The 16,482-nt window shown below is 66.2% G+C and carries 20 protein-coding genes and 1 riboswitch; of the genes, 9 read left to right on the top strand and 11 right to left on the bottom strand.

Annotation, left to right across the window (positions count from 1 at the left end; genetic code table 11):
• Positions 1 to 78: 78 nt before the first annotated feature.
• Together FYM52_RS02165 and FYM52_RS02160 are read right to left on the bottom strand one after the other, a co-directional pair.
• Positions 79 to 444 carry a hypothetical protein gene (locus FYM52_RS02165; protein ID WP_154162923.1) on the bottom strand — a complete coding sequence of 122 codons (366 nt, stop codon included), beginning with the start codon at positions 442 to 444 and terminating at the stop codon, positions 79 to 81.
• Between the two features lie 103 nt (positions 445 to 547).
• Positions 548 to 1,003 carry an Lrp/AsnC family transcriptional regulator gene (locus FYM52_RS02160; protein ID WP_154163068.1) on the bottom strand — a complete coding sequence of 152 codons (456 nt, stop codon included), beginning with the start codon at positions 1,001 to 1,003 and terminating at the stop codon, positions 548 to 550.
• Between the two features lie 136 nt (positions 1,004 to 1,139).
• Between FYM52_RS02160 and FYM52_RS02155 the strand changes: the two genes are divergently transcribed.
• Entirely contained in the window at positions 1,140 to 2,264 is a 1,125-nt protein-coding gene (locus FYM52_RS02155; protein ID WP_154162922.1) for an ornithine cyclodeaminase, read from the top strand.
• Positions 2,265 to 3,248, top strand: coding sequence for an arginase (gene rocF / locus FYM52_RS02150; protein WP_154162921.1), 984 nt, complete (start codon positions 2,265 to 2,267; stop codon positions 3,246 to 3,248).
• Between the two features lie 731 nt (positions 3,249 to 3,979).
• Here the strand turns inward: rocF and mnmC are convergent.
• From mnmC to FYM52_RS02135, 3 genes are all read right to left on the bottom strand, one after another.
• Positions 3,980 to 5,773, bottom strand: a complete 1,794-nt coding sequence (gene mnmC, locus FYM52_RS02145; protein ID WP_154162920.1) for an FAD-dependent 5-carboxymethylaminomethyl-2-thiouridine(34) oxidoreductase MnmC — start codon at positions 5,771 to 5,773, stop codon at positions 3,980 to 3,982.
• Positions 5,774 to 5,809: 36 nt separating this feature from the next.
• Positions 5,810 to 6,466: a trimeric intracellular cation channel family protein gene (locus FYM52_RS02140; protein WP_255446747.1), complete on the bottom strand. Its 657-nt coding sequence runs from the start codon at positions 6,464 to 6,466 to the stop codon at positions 5,810 to 5,812.
• A 216-nt stretch (positions 6,467 to 6,682) separates the two neighbouring features.
• Positions 6,683 to 6,781: riboswitch (glycine riboswitch) on the bottom strand.
• 288 nt (positions 6,782 to 7,069) lie between these two features.
• Positions 7,070 to 7,345, bottom strand: a complete 276-nt coding sequence (locus tag FYM52_RS02135; RefSeq protein WP_042416570.1) for an oxidative damage protection protein — start codon at positions 7,343 to 7,345, stop codon at positions 7,070 to 7,072.
• Positions 7,346 to 7,485: 140 nt separating this feature from the next.
• On the opposite strand from FYM52_RS02135, the gene FYM52_RS02130 reads away from it, so the two are divergent.
• The 6 genes from FYM52_RS02130 to rlmD all read left to right on the top strand — a co-directional run bounded on the left by FYM52_RS02130 (position 7,486) and on the right by rlmD (position 12,391).
• Complete coding sequence (locus tag FYM52_RS02130; protein ID WP_042416566.1) at positions 7,486 to 8,514, top strand: sulfate ABC transporter substrate-binding protein; 1,029 nt, start codon at positions 7,486 to 7,488, stop codon at positions 8,512 to 8,514.
• A gap of 64 nt (positions 8,515 to 8,578) precedes the next feature.
• Positions 8,579 to 8,785 carry a hypothetical protein gene (locus tag FYM52_RS02125; protein ID WP_154162919.1) on the top strand — a complete coding sequence of 69 codons (207 nt, stop codon included), beginning with the start codon at positions 8,579 to 8,581 and terminating at the stop codon, positions 8,783 to 8,785.
• A complete protein-coding gene (locus tag FYM52_RS02120) occupies positions 8,782 to 9,249 on the top strand; it encodes a VOC family protein (RefSeq protein WP_154162918.1) in 468 nt (155 codons plus the stop codon). Before FYM52_RS02125 ends, FYM52_RS02120 begins: the two co-directional genes overlap by 4 nt.
• Before the next feature lie 55 nt (positions 9,250 to 9,304).
• Positions 9,305 to 10,243 (top strand): CysB family HTH-type transcriptional regulator, encoded by a 939-nt coding sequence (locus tag FYM52_RS02115; RefSeq protein WP_154162917.1) that lies wholly within the window; start codon positions 9,305 to 9,307, stop codon positions 10,241 to 10,243.
• Positions 10,244 to 10,253: 10 nt separating this feature from the next.
• A complete protein-coding gene (locus FYM52_RS02110; protein WP_370513785.1) occupies positions 10,254 to 10,691 on the top strand; it encodes a ribonuclease HI family protein in 438 nt (145 codons plus the stop codon).
• Between the two features lie 242 nt (positions 10,692 to 10,933).
• Positions 10,934 to 12,391: a 23S rRNA (uracil(1939)-C(5))-methyltransferase RlmD gene (gene rlmD / locus FYM52_RS02105; RefSeq protein WP_238826090.1), complete on the top strand. Its 1,458-nt coding sequence runs from the start codon at positions 10,934 to 10,936 to the stop codon at positions 12,389 to 12,391.
• 108 nt (positions 12,392 to 12,499) lie between these two features.
• On the opposite strand, the gene FYM52_RS02100 is transcribed toward rlmD, so the two are convergent.
• A complete protein-coding gene (locus FYM52_RS02100; RefSeq protein WP_042416558.1) occupies positions 12,500 to 12,862 on the bottom strand; it encodes a hypothetical protein in 363 nt (120 codons plus the stop codon).
• A 99-nt stretch (positions 12,863 to 12,961) separates the two neighbouring features.
• Positions 12,962 to 13,654 carry a Bax inhibitor-1/YccA family protein gene (locus tag FYM52_RS02095; RefSeq protein WP_042416555.1) on the bottom strand — a complete coding sequence of 231 codons (693 nt, stop codon included), beginning with the start codon at positions 13,652 to 13,654 and terminating at the stop codon, positions 12,962 to 12,964.
• Between the two features lie 210 nt (positions 13,655 to 13,864).
• Here FYM52_RS02095 and FYM52_RS02090 point away from each other — a divergent pair, with 210 nt between their 5' ends.
• Entirely contained in the window at positions 13,865 to 14,272 is a 408-nt protein-coding gene (locus FYM52_RS02090) for a heme-binding protein (protein WP_154162915.1), read from the top strand.
• A 166-nt stretch (positions 14,273 to 14,438) separates the two neighbouring features.
• Here FYM52_RS02090 and hemP read toward each other — a convergent pair whose 3' ends face one another.
• From hemP to FYM52_RS02070, 4 genes are all read right to left on the bottom strand, one after another.
• Entirely contained in the window at positions 14,439 to 14,654 is a 216-nt protein-coding gene (hemP, locus tag FYM52_RS02085) for a hemin uptake protein HemP (RefSeq protein ID WP_154162914.1), read from the bottom strand.
• 272 nt (positions 14,655 to 14,926) lie between these two features.
• Positions 14,927 to 15,337, bottom strand: coding sequence for a biopolymer transporter ExbD (locus FYM52_RS02080; RefSeq protein WP_042416545.1), 411 nt, complete (start codon positions 15,335 to 15,337; stop codon positions 14,927 to 14,929).
• A gap of 3 nt (positions 15,338 to 15,340) precedes the next feature.
• Entirely contained in the window at positions 15,341 to 16,072 is a 732-nt protein-coding gene (locus FYM52_RS02075; protein ID WP_043386915.1) for a MotA/TolQ/ExbB proton channel family protein, read from the bottom strand.
• 21 nt (positions 16,073 to 16,093) lie between these two features.
• Positions 16,094 to 16,482 (bottom strand): energy transducer TonB (locus FYM52_RS02070; RefSeq protein WP_154162913.1); only part of this gene is annotated, 389 nt, incomplete at its 5' end.

Genomic DNA, 16,482 nt, shown 5'->3' with positions numbered 1-16,482 from the left:
GGTACCGCGCAGAAAGCAAAAAGCCCCGCAGGGTCACCCTGCGGGGCTTTTTTTTGATCTGCGGCTGTGGCGTCGGGCTCAGAAAGGCTTGGCGCCCATCAGGCCGGTCAGTGCCAGCAGGGCCAGCAATTGCACGGCCAGCAGGCCGCGGCGCAGGCCCAGCTTGTCAGGGCTGTCGGCGCGCTTGGCAAAGCCGATCGCCAGACCGTGCACCACGTACAGGATCAGGCCGATGTAGGGGTACATCATCTGCTGCCAGGGGCCGACGAAGGTGATGGCCAGTCCGGTCAGCGCGGTCAGGCCGCCAAAGATGCGGGTGCAGACATAGACCAGCGCGCTCTTGCGGGCGGGCGTGGCCTGCCAGGCCAGGGCGGCAAAGCCGACGGCCAGCAGCAGCGTCAGCACGGCCAGCAGCATGTGGGAGTGTTTCAGGGCGGTATACATGGGCAATCGTGTTCCAGGGTTGTAGAAAGCAGGAGCTTGTCGCGCTGGTGTTGTGTGGTTTTGCCGGGGATTGTGCTTGGAAATGCCGCAGGCAGCCACGCCGTCAGCTATCTTTTTGCGCAGCACTGGCGCCGTGGGGCGCGCGCAGTGTCTCCAGGTGGATGCTGGTTTCCGTGTGGCTGATGCCCTTGATCAGCCGGATGCGCTCCAGTGCACGCGCCAGCTCGGGCAGGGTGGCCACCTGCAGCTCGGCCAGCAGGTCCCACTGGCCGTTGGTGGCGTGCAGGGCCTGCACGGCGGGTTCGCCCAGCAGGCTGGCGGTCACGCGCCGGGCATCGTTGCCCTCGATGGCAATGCTCATCCAGGCCTGCAGGCCGCCGGTGTCGGCTGCGGGTTTGAGGCGCAGCGTGTAGCCGGCGATCACGCCCTCGTCCTCCAGCCGGCGCAGGCGGTTGGTGACCGTGCCGCGTGAGACGCCCAGCCGCGCCGCCAGCGTGGCCACGCTTTCGCGCGCGTTGTGGCGCAGCAGGGCGATCAGGCGTTGGTCGATCTGGTCCAGATTGGACATAGTGGCAATCCAGGTTGTCGAAATGACAGGTATTTAACGATTTTGATTCAAATTTGGCAATTTGAATTGCGCTTGACCTGTGTCACGCTTGGTGCATCGCCCTGGAGCCCCCACGGCAGGAGGACCTATGACCCCCGTGACCCCCACCACCCACCGCTTGCCCCGCAACGCCGCACCCACCCCGGTGCATACCGAGTTCTTGAGCGCCAGCGACGCCGCCCGCCTGGTGGCGCGCGTCGGCGTCGTGGCCTGCCTGCGCCAGATGGTGCAGGCGCTGGAGGCGAACTTTGCCCGCTGGAACGATTTCGACAAGACCGCGCGCACGGCGGCACATTCCGCCCACGGCGTGATCGAGCTGATGCCCGTGGCCGACGCGCACGACTATGCTTTCAAATACGTCAACGGCCACCCCGTCAACACCCAGCACGGCCTGCCCACGGTGATGGCCTTTGGCGCCCTGGCCGACGTGGCCACCGGCGCGCCGCGCTTTGTCAGCGAGCTGACGCTGACCACCGCCTTGCGCACCGCAGCCACCTCGGCCATGGTAGCGCGCCGGCTGGCGCGGCCGGACAGCCGCTGCATGGCCCTGATCGGCAACGGCGCGCAAAGTGAATTCCAGGCCCTGGCCTTCCTGGACCTGCTGGGCGTGCGCACGCTGCGCCTGTTCGACGTGGACCCGGCCGCCTCGGCTAAGCTGCAGCGCAACCTGGCGCCCTGGCTGGACCAGTACGGTGCCGAGGCGGTGACCGTGGACAGCGTGCAGGCCGCCGTGCAGGGCGCGGACATCGTCACCACCGTCACCGCCGACAAGCGCAACGCCGTGGTGCTGGACGCCCGGGCGCTGGCGCCGGGCATGCACCTCAACGCCGTCGGCGGCGACTGCCCCGGCAAGACCGAGCTGGCGGCCGAGGTGCTGCGCCGCAGCAGCGTGTTTGTCGAGTACGAACCCCAGACCCGGCGCGAAGGCGAGCTGCAGCAGATGCCGGCCGACTTCGCCGTCACCGAGTTCTGGCGCGTGCTGACCGGCCAGGCCCCTGGGCGCGTGTCGCCGGCGCAGATCACCCTGTTCGACTCCGTGGGTTTTGCGCTGGAGGATTACTCCGCCCTGCGTACCATGCAGGCGCTGGGGCGCCAGGCGGGGCTGCTGTCGGCCATCGAGCTGGTGCCCACCTTGGCCGATCCCAAGGACTTGTTTGCCCTGCTGCACCCGGCCGCCGGGGTGGGGCATCCCGTTTTGCACAAGGTGGCATGAATGCAAAAGCTGCAAAAACAAGAGCTATTGGCGCAAGACCAGCAAGCGCTGGAGGCTAAAAAGGCGGTTACTCTGATCGGCGTACCCACCGATGTGGGCGCCGGCCGCCTGGGCGCTGCCATGGGCCCGGATGCGCTGCGCGTGGCCCAGCTGGGCCGGGCGCTGGGTCGATTCGGCGTGGACGTGCAGGACATCGGCAACCTGGCCGGCCCGCCCAACCCGCGCGGGCCGCGCGATGCCCAGGGCCTGCGCAACTATGCCGAATGCCTGGCCTGGAACCAGGCCGCGCACGATGCGGTGTACGCTCAGCTGCAGGCCGGGCGCATGCCCATCATGCTGGGCGGCGACCACACCCTGGCCACCGGCTCCATCAGCGCCGTGGCCCGCCACTGCCGCGCCACCGGCCAGCGCCTGCGTGTGCTGTGGCTGGACGCGCACGCCGACTGCAACCTGCCCGAGATCAGCCCCACCGGCAACCTGCATGGCATGCCCGTGGCCAGCCTGTGCGGCCAGGGCCCCGAGCCGCTGGCCGCCCTGTCGGGCGCCATCCCGGCCGTGCAAGGCCCGCAGATCTGCCAAATCGGTCTGCGCAGCGTGGATGCGGTGGAAAAACGCATCATTCAGCGCCTGGGCCTGGAGGTGTTCGACATGCGCGCCATCGACGAACAAGGCATGCGTGCCGTGATGCAGCAGGCCCTGGCGGGGCTGGATGGCCCGGACGGCGAGGGCGTGCACCTGCACCTGAGCTTCGACGTGGATTTCCTGGACCCCGAGATCGCCCCCGGCACCGGCACCACCGTGCGCGGCGGCCCCAACTACCGCGAGGCCCAGCTGTGCATGGAGATGATTGCCGACACGGGGCGCCTGGCCTCGCTGGACATCGTGGAGCTGAACCCGGCGCTGGACATCCGCAACCAGACGGCGGAGCTGGTGGTGGATTTGGTGGAGAGTTTGTTCGGAAAGAGCACCTTGGTGCGGGGGTGAGGTGGGGCTTTTGTTTGCCCTGCATTGGCTTGGTGGGTGGCAGCCCTGTGTCGCCGCTGCGCTGCGACAGCTTGCGCCTGAGGGGCGGCGGGTTGTAGCGCCAGTGAAGACTTGGTGATCAGAGGCCGGGATCTCGCCCCGGCGGGCGAGTCACTTTCTGGGTGCGCCCAGAAAGTGACCTTCACGCTTGCGTGGGACGTAACTCATATTGCGTAGCAATGTGAGTGGAGACCAAAGATGCGCTTTTGAATACCTGCCGTGGAACTCGCTGCGCGCTTGCAGCGCTTCACTCAACCAGCCACGGCAATTCAGGTGGACGAGGCAGACCTGTCTCGCAGCGCTGCTGCGGCAGGCCTGCGGGAAGAGCCAGCGCTGTGGCGAAGCATGCGGGCATGAGGAGGCACAGCGCCACCCGTGTACGCGCGCAACCTGCTATGTGAGAAAGTTCTTCGGACTTCCTGCGACGGTCTGAGCGCAGCGCGTTCCCTCAGGCAGCCGTCAGCAGACGCGTTGCTTTGGCCTTCACTCACGGTGCTCCGCAGTATGCATGGCGTCCCACGCCAGCGTGAAAGTCACTGGGCTGCCGAGGCGCCCCCCGGCCTTTGCCCCACAACACACCACCCAATATGCATCCGGGCGCTGCAGCCTGTGACGATGCATGCACCAAATTGGCTGCTAGCGCTTGCTAGATAAGCGTTGGCAGCTCTTGTTTTTGATTGGGCGAATCTTTGTCAATTTGCTGGCAACGGTGCCACTTTAGCTTTCTGTCCCTGGCGTGCCAGGCGCTCGGTGCCCAGGTGCAGGGCCAGCTTGGCGTCCAGCGGCAGGGGTTCGCCGTGCAACTGGGCGGCGATCAGCTCGCCGCACAGCACCGACAGGGTCAGGCCACGGGCCCCCAGGGCGGTCAGTGCCCACAGGCCCGGGGTGGCATCGCCCACCGGGCCGGCAATCGGCAGGCGGTCGTGGCTGGCCACGCGCACGCGGCCCCAAGTGGGCTGGCAGCGTTCGTCGCCCGGCGTGAACCATGGCGCCAGCGGCGCAGCGCTGGCGGGCAGCAGCGTGGCGAGCTTGTCGTAATTCACCGCGTGCGCGGCCATCTGGTCTTCTGCGGAGATGGGCAGGGTGTCCACATCGCGCTCGAAGGTGGAGCCCATGACCCAGGCCGCCCCGGGGGCCAGGGGCACGTGGGTGACCAGGTTGCCATTGCCGTTGACGGGGAAGGGCGGCAGCGCGGTGGCGTTGGCGGGGGTGTGCCAGCCCCAGGTGATCTGGCCACGCAGCGCCTGCAGGGCCCAGGCGCTGCCCGCCGGCAACAGCGCCGCAGTGCCCGGGCCGCAGGCCAGCAGGGCCAGATCGGCCTGGGCCAGCACCTGGCCTTCGGCATCCAGGGCCTGCCAGAGGCTGGTGTCCGTGGCACGCAGCTGCGCCACCGGGGTTTGGCCGTGGAACTGGATCAAGGGGTGCTGCAGTTGCGCCTGCACCAACTGGGCCGGGCGTACCCAGCCGGCCTGGGCGTGCCAGCAGGCGGTGGTGTCTGCAGGCAGGCCGGCGACCTGCAGCTGCTCGGGCGTGGTGGCGTGGCTCCAGTCGGCGCCGGGGCCGTGGGCCCAGTCGGCGGGCAGGCCGGTGCCGCCGTCGGTGCAATGCTCCAGCACGCCGCTGTGGCCCCAGTCCTGGTCTTCGCGGCAGACATCGCGCAGGCGCTGCAGCGTCATGCGCACGCCGCTGCGTGACAGGCGCGAGAGCACGCTGTCGTCGGGCGAGACATGGGGGCAGAACAGCCCGGCCGGCAGGCCGGAGGCCCCATCGGCCGGGTCCTGCCCCTCGCCCAGCACCGTGACCTGCCAGCCGCGCAGCGCCAGGCTGTGGGCCACGGCGGCGCCCGCCAGGCCCGCGCCCACCACCAGGGCCGTGCCCGGCTGGGTGAAGCTGGATTGGCTGGTGCTGCGCTGGCGCGGCTCCCAGCGAGGATCGAACCGCAGCACCGGGGAGGCCGCCGTGGTGTCCGCCACAAAGCCCGCGCCCGCCAGGCCCTGCTGCAGGGTAGCGTCCGCAGGGGTGACGGCCAGTACCGTGCCACGCCGGCAGTGGCGCGCAAGGGCCTTGAGGCTGTGGGCATCGCTGGCCCAGGGGGTGTGCAGCAGCACGGCATCGGCCACGCTGTGCTGCTGGCGCAGCAGGCTGTGTGCCTCGCCCACCCACAGCGTCAGCAGCACGCGGCCGTGGTCAAAGCCCAGGCGGTGCACGCCGGGCAGCAGGCCGTACAGCTGGTCGGCCAATGCCTGGGCCTGGGGCTGCAGCGCCGCCGGGGCTTGGGCCAGCACCTGCTGGGCGGTCACGGGCTGTGCCAGGACGGCAGTGACGTGCAATTGGGCGCTGCGCGCGGGGTCGGCCTGCCAGGCGGACCAGACCTGCAAAAAGCTGTCCCCGTGGCCGAAATCAGTGCTCAGCAAGCGCCAGCTGGGGCGGCCTTGCCAGGCGAGCAACGGGGAGGAGGGGGACAGCAGTGCAGGTGGAAAATGCATATCTATGAATAAATCAGGCGCGATCGCCTGCGGGGCTCACTCCCAGCGCTGCTGGTAGGAGAACACGGGCAGGCGCCAGCCAAAGCGGATGGCGGCCAGGCGCAGGCCCAGTCCCCCGGCAAAGCACAGGGCGGTGCTGATGCCGATCGACACCTCCAGCGCCTGCAGGCCCAGGTAGAGCAGGCAGACCAGCATGGAGACGCTGGCATACAGCTCGCGGCGGAAAACCACGGGCACCTGGTTGCACAGCACATCGCGCAGAATGCCGCCGCTGATGCCGGTGATCATGCCAGCCATGACGACCACCAGCGGGTCATACCCCAGCTTGATGGCCACGTTGCTGCCGATCAGCGAGAAGGCAATCAGCCCCATGGCATCCAGCAGCAGGAACACATGTTTCATGCGTTGCATGTAGCGTGCAATGACGGTGGTCAAGAGGCCCGCAGACACCACCAGGTAGACATAGGCCGGATGCTGGGTCCAGCCGATGGGGTAATTGCCCAGCACCATGTCGCGGATGGTGCCGCCACCCAGGGCGGTGACGAAGGCGATCACGACCACGCCAAAGATGTCCATGTTGCGCCGCCCGGCGGCCAGCGCGCCGGACATGGCTTCGGCCGTGATGGCGATCAGGTAGATGACGAGGATGACGTCCAGCTGGACGCTGGCGACGGAGTGCAGGAAATCGGACAGGACGGACACGGCAGGCAGCGCCCATGGGCGCACAAGGGTGAGACCCACACGCCCAGGCCTGCAATGCAGCAGCTGCCATGGGGGCATGGATGAGCCTCTCCCGCTGTCCTTTTACCTGAGAGTTTTTGCACGGCGCATGTTCGTCATGCGTGCGCTTGCCCCTTCGGTGAGCCGGCTGACCTTGTGCCAAGGTCCCGGCTGCTCTCCAGTCGGCATGTGTGTTCCGTGGTGCTGGGTGCCTGAGCGATTATGGGAGTTTGCGCCTTCGGCGGAGGCCGGCCCGGTGTGGCTGCCTCGCTCTCCCACGGAAAACAAAAGCTGCGATTATGGCCTGCGTGCAAGACCCAAACGCCCAGGGGGACTTGCCGGCCCATAAAAAAACCGGCCTGTGGTGCCGGTGGGCGGGGGCTTTGGCGGAACCGTTGTCCTGCCATAGGGTGTCAGGCCAGCCGGCGCAGGGCATGGCGCCCAACTCCTGCGTCACTGCTGCTGAGGTAGTACTTGTGACGCCTGCGCCTGCCGTGCCGGATGCCCACGGGGCACGAAGCCCGCCACTGCGTCGCTGCCGAAGAAGTGGTTGGGAAGCAACCACTTCACTGGGGATTACTGCGCGCTGGGAGGCACGTAACCGGCGGCGGCGTCCGCGCCTGCGCCGAAGAAGTGGTTTTCCATCTGGCGGGCCAGGTATTGGCGGGCGCGGGCATCGGCCAGGTTCAGGCGGTTTTCGTTCACCAGCATGGTCTGGTGCTTGAGCCAGTCGGCCCAGGCTTGCTTGCTCACATTTTCAAAAATGCGCTTGCCCAGTTCACCGGGGTAGGGGGGAAAGTCCAAGCCTTCGGCTTCCTGACCCAGTTTGATGCATTGAACGGTACGTGCCATGGGGTGTCCTCGGTTGATTTCAGATGTTTAGGTAATAAAGAACTGAAATCTTATTGGTTTAAGTTTTGTTGGCTTGCTTTCAGAATGCCATTCAACGGTGAAACGGACCGTATTTCCCAGCACAACCCAGAAAGCCAACAATGAACGATCGCCGCAACTTTATCAAGATTCCCGTTGCCCTCAGCCTTCTGGCGGGCTTCTCCTTCACGGCTTTGCCGACATTCGCGGCCGACCCGGTCACCCTGCTGAACGTGTCCTATGACCCCACGCGGGAGCTGTACGTCGAGTACAACAAGGCGTTTGCCAAGCACTGGAAGGCCCAGACCGGCCAGGACGTGACCATCAAGCAGTCGCACGGTGGTTCGGGCAAGCAGGCGCGCTCCATCATCGACGGGATTGAATCCGATGTGGCCACCCTGGCCCTGGCGGGGGATGTGGATGCCCTGGTGAAGAACGGCAACTACCTTTCGGCCGACTGGCAAAAGAAGCTGCCGCTCAACAGCGCGCCCTACACCTCCACCATCGTGTTTCTGGTCAAGAAGGGCAACCCCAAGGGCCTGAAGGACTGGAACGACCTAGTCAAGCCTGGCGTGCAGGTCATCACCCCCAACCCCAAGACCAGCGGCGGTGCGCGTTGGAACTACCTGGCCGCCTGGGAATACGCCAAGCGCAAGAACGGTGGCGACGAGGCCAAGGCCAAGGACTTCGTGAAGCAGTTGTTTGCCAATGTGCCCGTGCTGGACACCGGCGCCCGTGGCTCCACCATCACCTTCGTGCAGCGTGGCGTGGGCGATGTGCTGCTGGCCTGGGAGAACGAGGCCTTCCTGGCGCTGCGTGAATTCGGTCCCGAGAAGTTCGAGATCGTCGCTCCGTCCATCTCCATCCTGGCCGAGCCCACGGTGGCGGTGGTCGACAAGGTGGTGGACAAGAAGGGCACGCGCAAGGTGGCCCAGGCCTACCTGGAATACCTGTACTCCGACGAAGGCCAGCAGATTGCCGCGCGCAACTTCTACCGCCCCACCAACGAGAAGATCAAGGCCGACTTCGCCAAGCAGTTCCCCAAGCTGGAGCTGTTCACGATCGACCAGGCCTTTGGCGGCTGGGCCAAGGCCGACAAGGCCCACTTTGCCGACGGCGGCAGTTTCGACCAGATCTACACCAAGAAGTGATGTGCCGCACCCGCGGCCCGGGGGCGGCGTTGCGCGCCGCCCCGAATGTTTGAAGGAGCGCACCATGTCCACCCCCATCGTTTCCATCGCAGCCCCTGTCGCCACCTCGCGCGACGTGTTGTGCGTGCACGCCCTGCGCGTGCTGCGCACCACGGCGCAGCAATGGGGCATGGGGGCCATGCCGCGCCCGCAGCGCACTCCGCAGGTGCAGCGCAGCGGCCATGCCACCTCGCCGTGCGCGGCGTTGCGGGCCTGGGGGCTGGCAGCATGAGTGCCCGCCTGCCTGTCGAGGGTGTGGTGCAGGGCGTGCACCATGTGCAACTGTCCTACCCAGCCCACCTGCAGACGCAGATGGAGCGCTTTTACAGCGACGGCCTGGGGCTGCCCCGGATCGTGCATGCCCAGGTGCTGGCCTACCTGGCCGGTGCCCAGCGCATCGACCTGGTGCCCCGCAGCACGGCGGGCCTCGGCGGCGAACGCCTGGGGCACCTGGCCTTGCAGGTCGCCGGGGTGGAGGCGCTGCAGCAGCGCCTGCAGGCCCAAGGCGCGACGGCCCTGGCCGTGGTGCGGGTGGCCGAGGGCTGGCGCTTTTACGCCAAGGACCCGGCAGGCAATACGCTGGAGCTGCTGCAACCCGCGCCGCTGGCCGCCCCACGGCCACGTCCCGCTGTGGCGACACAGGGGGCTGTCGGCCAACCGGCTATGGCAGACAGCGCCTGGGCGGTTGCTGCATGAAATTGGCTATCAGCGCTTGCTGGTCAAGCGCTGATAGCTTCTGTTTTGATAGTCTATGAATTTCCAGCAATTGCGCTCCGTGCGCGAGGCCGTGCGCAGCGGCTTCAACCTGACCGATGTCGCCCAGATCCTGCACACCTCGCAACCGGGCGTCAGCCGCCAGATCCGCGAGCTGGAGGAGGAGCTGGGGGTCGACATCTTCCTGCGGGCCGGCAAGCGCCTGACCGGGCTGACCCAGCCCGGCGCCGAGCTGCTGCCCATCGTGGAGCGTCTGCTGCTCGATGCCGACAACCTGCGCCGCGTGGGGGCCGACTTCAGCGCCAGCGCGCACGGGCAGTTGTCGATCGCCGCCACGCACAGCCAGGCGCGTTATGCGCTGCCGCAGGTGGTGCAGGAGTTCCGCCAGCATTACCCCCAGGTGCGCTTGCACCTGCACCAGGGCTCGCCCAAGCAGGTCGCGCAGATGCTGCTCAGCGGCGAGGCCGATCTGGGCGTGGCCACCGAGGCCCTGGCCGGCTACGAGGGCCTGGTCACGCTGCCTTGCTACCGCTGGACGCACAGCGTGGTGCTGCCGCCCGGTCATCCGCTGCTGCAGCACGAGCTGCCGCTGACCCTGCAGGACCTGGCAGCCTTTCCCATCATCACCTACGAGCAGGGCTACACCGGGCGCGCCCACATCGACGAGGCCTTCGAGCGCGAGGGCCTGGCCCCCGACGTGGTGCTGACCGCCATGGATGCCGATGTGATCAAGACCTATGTGGAGCTGGGCATGGGTGTGGGCATCGTCGCCTCGGTGGCGCTCGATCCCGAGCGTGACCTGCACCTGCACGCCCTGGATGCGGGGCATTTGTTCGAGGTGAACGTCACGCGCCTGGGGCTGCGCCGCGGTGCCTGGCTGCGCGGATATGCCTACGACTTCATGCAGCGCTTTGTGCCCACGCTGACGCGGGAGGTGATCGCCCAGACCCTGCAAGGCAAGGCGCCGGCGGTGTAGAGTCGGGCCCGTGTTGCGCGCTTACCCACCCCCTCATTTCTGGATCCTGCACATCGATGGCTCGGCCATGCCCAACCCGGGGCGCATGGCGGTGGGCCTGGTGCTCACCGGCCCCGATGGGTCCCACCACCGCGCGGCGCGGCGCCTGCCGCACACCGGCTGCAACAACGAGGCCGAGCTGACCGCCTTGCTCGACGGCCTGCAGGCCGCGCAGCAGGCCGGGGCCCAGGCCCTGCGCGTCTACACCGACAGCCATGTGCTGCTGGAGCAGCTGGCGCTAGCCCCCGGCCGCCCACCGCGGCCGATCGTGCGGCTGGAGCCGCTGTTCGCCCAGGCGCGCCAGGCCTTGCAGGCCCTGGGCACGGTGCAGTTGCGCTGGGTGCCGCGGCGCTGCAACAGCGAGGCCGATGCCCTGGCACGCGCGGCCGTCGAGGCGCTCGAAGTTTGAGAAAAACATAGCGCACAGTGCAGGCTGCACAAGCGCTGGTGCCATTTTTGGCTAGAAACTCTGATGCAGCCGCGCCGTCAGGGCCGGGGGCACGGCTGTGCCGGCCCGGCCTGCCGCCATGCGCCATCCACTTGGGGTCCCCGCTTTCCTGTCGCCGCGCAAGGTACTCAGAGCCTGAGACAATGTCGCCCATCATGAGTGACCAGAACGACAAGATTTCCCCCGATACCGAGTACGCCGACATGCCCGCCGCCAACCCCAGCCTGCCCGAAGGCTGGCTGGAAGTGGTGTCCATGGACATGGAAGCCAAGGGCGTGGCCCGCAAGCCCGATGGCAAGGTGGTGTTCATCGACGGGGCTTTGCCCACCGAGCTGGTCACGGCCAACGTGCACCGCAAGAAGAACAACTGGGAAGCCGCCAGCCTGCGCGAGATCCACCGCGAATCCGCACAGCGCGTGCAGCCCGGCTGCCCCAACTTCGGCCTGCACGACGGTGCCTGCGGCGGCTGCAAGATGCAGCACATGCACGTGGCGGCCCAGGTGGCCGTCAAGCAGCGTGTGCTGGAGGACAACCTGTGGCACCTGGGCAAGGTCAAGCCCGAGACCCTGCTGCGCCCCATCGAAGGCCCGGCCTGGGGCTACCGCTACCGCGCCCGCCTGTCGGTGCGCTATGTGATCAAGAAGGGCAAGGTGCTGGTGGGCTTCCACGAGCGCAAGAGCCGCTACATCGCCGACATGGAAACCTGCAAGGTGCTGCCACCCCACGTGGACGCCATGCTGATGCCCATGCGCGCGCTGATCGCCAGCCTGGATGCGCGCGAGACCTGCCCGCAGATTGAAGTGGCCTGTGGCGACCATGTCACCGCCCTGGTGCTGCGCCACCTGGAGCCGCTGTCCGACGCCGACCTGCAGCGCCTGCGCGACTTTGCCGCCGCGCAGAACGTGCAGTGGTGGCTGCAGCCCAAGGGCCCGGACACCGTGCACCTGATGGACCCGGGTGGCCCGCAGCTGTCGTACGCGCTGCCGGACTTCGGCATCACCATGCCGTTCAAGCCCACGGACTTCACCCAGGTCAACCCGCACATCAACCGTGTGCTGGTGACGCGTTCGCTGCGCCTGCTGGATGCGCAAAAGAGCGACCGCGTGATCGACTGGTTCTGCGGCCTGGGCAACTTCACGCTGCCGCTGGCCTCCATGGCGCGCGAGGTGCTGGGTATCGAGGGCTCGGACGCGCTGGTGCAGCGCTCGCACGAGAACTACGCCGCCAACAACGCCACGCGCGCGCAGGGCGACCAGCTGGCTCCGACCCGCTTTGTGGGCCGCAACCTGTTCAACATGACGCCGGCGCTGCTGATGGCCGACGGCAATGCCGACAAGTGGCTGGTAGACCCCCCGCGCGAGGGCGCGTTCGCCCTGTCCAAGGCGCTGGCCGACATCCACCAGATCCGCATCGGCGCCAAGCAGACCGGCGTGGCCACGGAAGAGCAGCCCGACCTGCTGCCCCCGCTGCCCGAAGGCCATGAGGCTTGGCAGTTCCCCGAGCGCATCGTCTACGTCAGCTGCAACCCCGCCACGCTGGCGCGCGATGCCGGCCTGCTGGTGCACCAGGCGGGCTACCGCTGCGTGGCCGCCGGGGTGGTCAACATGTTCCCGCACACGGCCCACGTGGAATCGATGGCCGTGTTCGAGCGAGCCCACTGAGGGTGTGCCTGACCGGGGCGGTGTCGTTGCCCTGGGTGTGACTCGTCACAAAAAAGCCCGGATGAGCGCAAGGCTCTCCGGGCTTTTTTGTGGGGGCTTCGCGCCCGTTCAGCTGCGGGGGCGGGTGTATTCGGTTTCGACGTCGTCTTCACGGGCGCGTGCAGGCTCGGGCTTTTGCGTCAGCACCGAGGGCGTGCCTTCCAGCTTGTGCTCGCGCATGTACTCGTCCATCTCCTTCCAGCCGGCGAACACCATGGCCTTGGGGGCCTTGGGGTTGAGGGTGTAGCAGTCTTCGATGCCGCGCATGGCATGGCGGCAGGCGCTGCCGATGGCCTTGGCCTCGTTCTCGCGGATCACCATGCGGGGGTCCGGGCCCAGACCCGGCACCTGTTCAAGACAACCTGCCAGCAAGCCTGCGGCCAGCGGCAGCAGCAAGAAGGCAGGGCGGAAGGAGTGGAGATGTTTTGGCATGTGTCAGTGGTATCGACAAGCTGCAGACAATATTAAGGGTTTCTTCGCGCGGACGTAAAAAAGCCCCCGAAGGGGCTTTTGGGGCCTTGTGGCCGTGCATCAGTCGCGTTCGCCGCCCATGATGCCCAGCAGGGCCAGCAGGCTCTGGAAGACGTTGAAGATGTCCAGGTACAGGGCCAGGGTGGCGCTGATGTAGTTGGTCTCGCCGCCGTCGATGATCTGCTTGATGTCGTACAGCATGTAGGCCGAGAAGATACCGATGGCCAGCATGGAAATCGCCATCATGCCCGCGGTGGAACCCACGAACACGTTGATGACGGCACCCACCATCAGCACCAGCGCGCCGACGAACAGCCACTTGCCCATGCCGGAGATGTCACGCTTGATGACGGTGGCCAGCGAGGCCATCACAAAGAACACGCCGGCCGTGCCCGCAAAGGCGGTCATGATCAGCTGCGAGCCATTGCTGAAGCCCAGCACCATGGCAATCATGCGCGACAGCATCAGGCCCATGAAGAAGGTAAAGCCCAGCAGCACGGGCACGCCTGCGGCCGAGTGCTTGGTCTTTTCGATGGCGAACATGAAGCCGAAGGCGCCGCCCATGAAGACGAGCAGGCCCACAAAGCCTGTCAGGCCGGCCGTGATGCCGGTGGCCACACCAACCCAGGCGCCCAGCACGGTGGGCAGCAGGCTCAGTGCCAGCAGCCAGTAGGTGTTGCGCAGCACTCTGTGGCGCTGCTGCTGCGCGATACCGTAGCTTGCAGAGTCCAAAGTGTTTACTTGGTGGTTCATTGAGTGTTTTCTCCTGTTGAACGGGCGAAATGCCCGTGGCGTCCATTCTATGAGAAGGGTTGCGGGGTGTAAGTTCCCGCCGCCCGCGCAGGGCGGAGCGGTTTTCCGCGCGTTTTTGGGTTGGAATGTTTTGCGCAGAAGGTTGGGGCGGGGGGCTGGATTGTCGCTATGCTTGCCCTGTTTTGTATACAAATTGTGGGAGTCGTAGCGATGAAGAGCAAGTTTGAACTGGAATTGGCCGATGTCAAGAAAATTGCCGCCGCCGCAGAAGCCGAAGCGCTGAAAAACCACTGGCCAGTGACCATCTCCATCGTGGACGATGGCGGCCACCTGCTGTGGTTGCAGCGCCTGGATGGCGCCGCCGCCATTTCCTCGCACATTGCTCCGGCCAAGGCCCGCTCTGCCGCTCTGGGCCGCAAGGATACCAAGGCCTTCGAGGACATGATCAACAACGGCCGCACGGCCTTCCTGAGCGCGCCCTTTGTGGATGGGTTGCTGGAAGGTGGCGTGGCCATCATCAAGGACGGCCAGTGCCTGGGCGCCGTCGGTGTTTCCGGCGTGAAGGCCAGCGAAGATGCGCAGGTGGCGCAAGCCGGCATTGCGGCGCTGGGCCTGTAAGCCGCCGCTTCTGCGGCCATAGAAAAAGCGACCGGTCAGGTCGCTTTTTTTGTTGGGAGCTTCGTGGAAAAAAGGACTGGCTACGCAATGCCCGATGAACGCCTTGTTGGCTGGCCTAAAACGATGCCGGGCCAGTGAACCCGGAATCGCCCCACGATGAAACGGTTTATTTGGTCAGGATCAGCTTGCCCAGCTTGGTGGCCTGCAGGCGGTAGGTGGCGCCGTTGTGCACGATGGACACCGATTTCTGGCCACGCAGCAGCAGCTCGCTGTCCACGCTCAGGTCCTCGGCGGCGCTGGCCGGCTGGCTGGCACACTCGGACAGTGCAGACGATGGGGCTGCAGCGCGGCGCGAGGTGGGGAGGGTGAGAGTGGCTTGCATGGTGCGAAGTGTTGGGTTGGTGTGAATGTTTGTTAATGATAACTATTCTTATTCGTGAGTCAACCGTTATTCGGTGTCCCTGGATGTAAAAGGGGATTGCATGCAGGAATAGATAGCGCCTGGCGCTGGTCTGCATTCACATTCAGCCAAAAAAGTGATTGAAACTAAGGAAAGGCAAGCGCTAGCCGCTCTGTTTTTTGCAAAGCCCTAAAAAAAAGCCCTGCAGGCTTGCGCGTGCAGGGCGGGGGCGTTCTCGGCAATGCAGCCGTCGGTCAACGTTCAGGTTCGGTCACGAAGCCGATCTTGCGGATGCCCGAGGTCTGGGCCGCCGCCATGGCCTTGGCCACGCGCTCGTAGCGCACTTGCTTGTCGCCGTGGATGTGCAGGTCCGGCTGCGGGTCCTTGGCAGCCTCGGCCTTCAGGCGCTCCACCAGCTGTTCGTCGCTGATGGCTTCCTTGTTCCAGTGGTACTGGCCCTGGGCGTCGATGCTCAGGCTGATGTTCTGGGGCTTGACCACCTCGGGCTCGTTGGAGGCGCGGGGCAGGTCCACATTCACCGCATGCTTCATGACAGGCACGGTGATGATGAAGACGATGAGCAGCACCAGCATGACGTCCACCAGGGGCGTCATGTTGATTTCGTTCATGACTTCATCGCTGTCGTCTTGGGTGCCGAAGGCCATGGCTTACGCGCCTTTCTTGATCGGCAGCACCTTGCCGTCGGTGCCGTTGCTGGACGTGTCCACGGTCATGCGGGCGCCAGTCACGAAGAAAGCGTGCAGGTCGTGGGCAAAGCTGTTCAGGCCGCCCAGCACGCCTTTGTTGCCGCGCACGATGGCGTTGTAGCCCAGCACGGCGGGGATGGCCACGGCCAGACCGAAGGCCGTCATGATCAGGGCCTCGCCGATGGGGCCGGCCACCTTGTCGATGGACGCCTGGCCGCTGGTGCCGATCACGATCAGCGCGTGGTAGATGCCCCAGACGGTGCCGAACAGGCCCACGAAGGGGGCGGTGGAGCCGACCGATGCCAGGATGGCCAGGCCGGACTGCAGGCGGGCCGTGAACTCATCGATGCCGTTGCGCAGGCAGCGTGTGATCCAGTCGCTGACGTCCAGCGCATCGTGCAGGTGGGCACTGGTCTTGCGGTGGTGGGCGATGGCTTCGCGGCCTTCCAGGGCCAGGTAGCGGAAGGGGTTGGACGGATTGGCGTCCAGCTTGTTCAGGCCGGCGCCGAAGTCTTCGCTGTGCCAGAAATCCTTGGCTTCCTTGGCGTACTTCTTGAACTTCATCAGGCCCAGGGCCTTGACGATGATCACGACCCACGAGGCGACGGACATGAGCAGCAGCAGGATGGCGACGCCACGCGTGACAAAGTCGCCTTGCGCCCAGACGTGGGCAATGCCGAATTGGGATTCCATGAAAACTCCTGAGATGACTGTTTATTCGAGAACGAAATTGATGGGCACGATGTACCACATGGCTTCGGGGACGCCATTGCGCTTGCCGGGCACAAAGCGCCAGCGCTGCACGGAGGTGATGGCGGCCTTGTCCAGGCGCTCATAGCCACTGGACGTCTTGATTTCGATTTGCTGCGGCAGGCCTTGTTCGCTCACCATCACGCGCAGCAGCACCTTGCCTTGTTCGCCCATGCGGCGGCTGATCGATGGGTAGCCGGGGCGTGGATTGTTCAGGTAGGCGGCGTCGCTGGATGGCAGTTGCACGGCCCCGCCCGAAGGTGTGGCTGGCGGTGTCGACGGGGCCGGTGGCGCGGGCGGGGCGGGCGGCGCTGTGTTGACAGCGGGCGCGCTGTCCAGCGTTCCGGTGGGGG

This window comes from Comamonas sp. CAH-2, assembly GCF_009668305.1.
GTDB lineage: Bacteria > Pseudomonadota > Gammaproteobacteria > Burkholderiales > Burkholderiaceae_C > Comamonas > Comamonas aquatica.
This window is presented reverse-complemented; position numbering and strand designations above follow the sequence as displayed.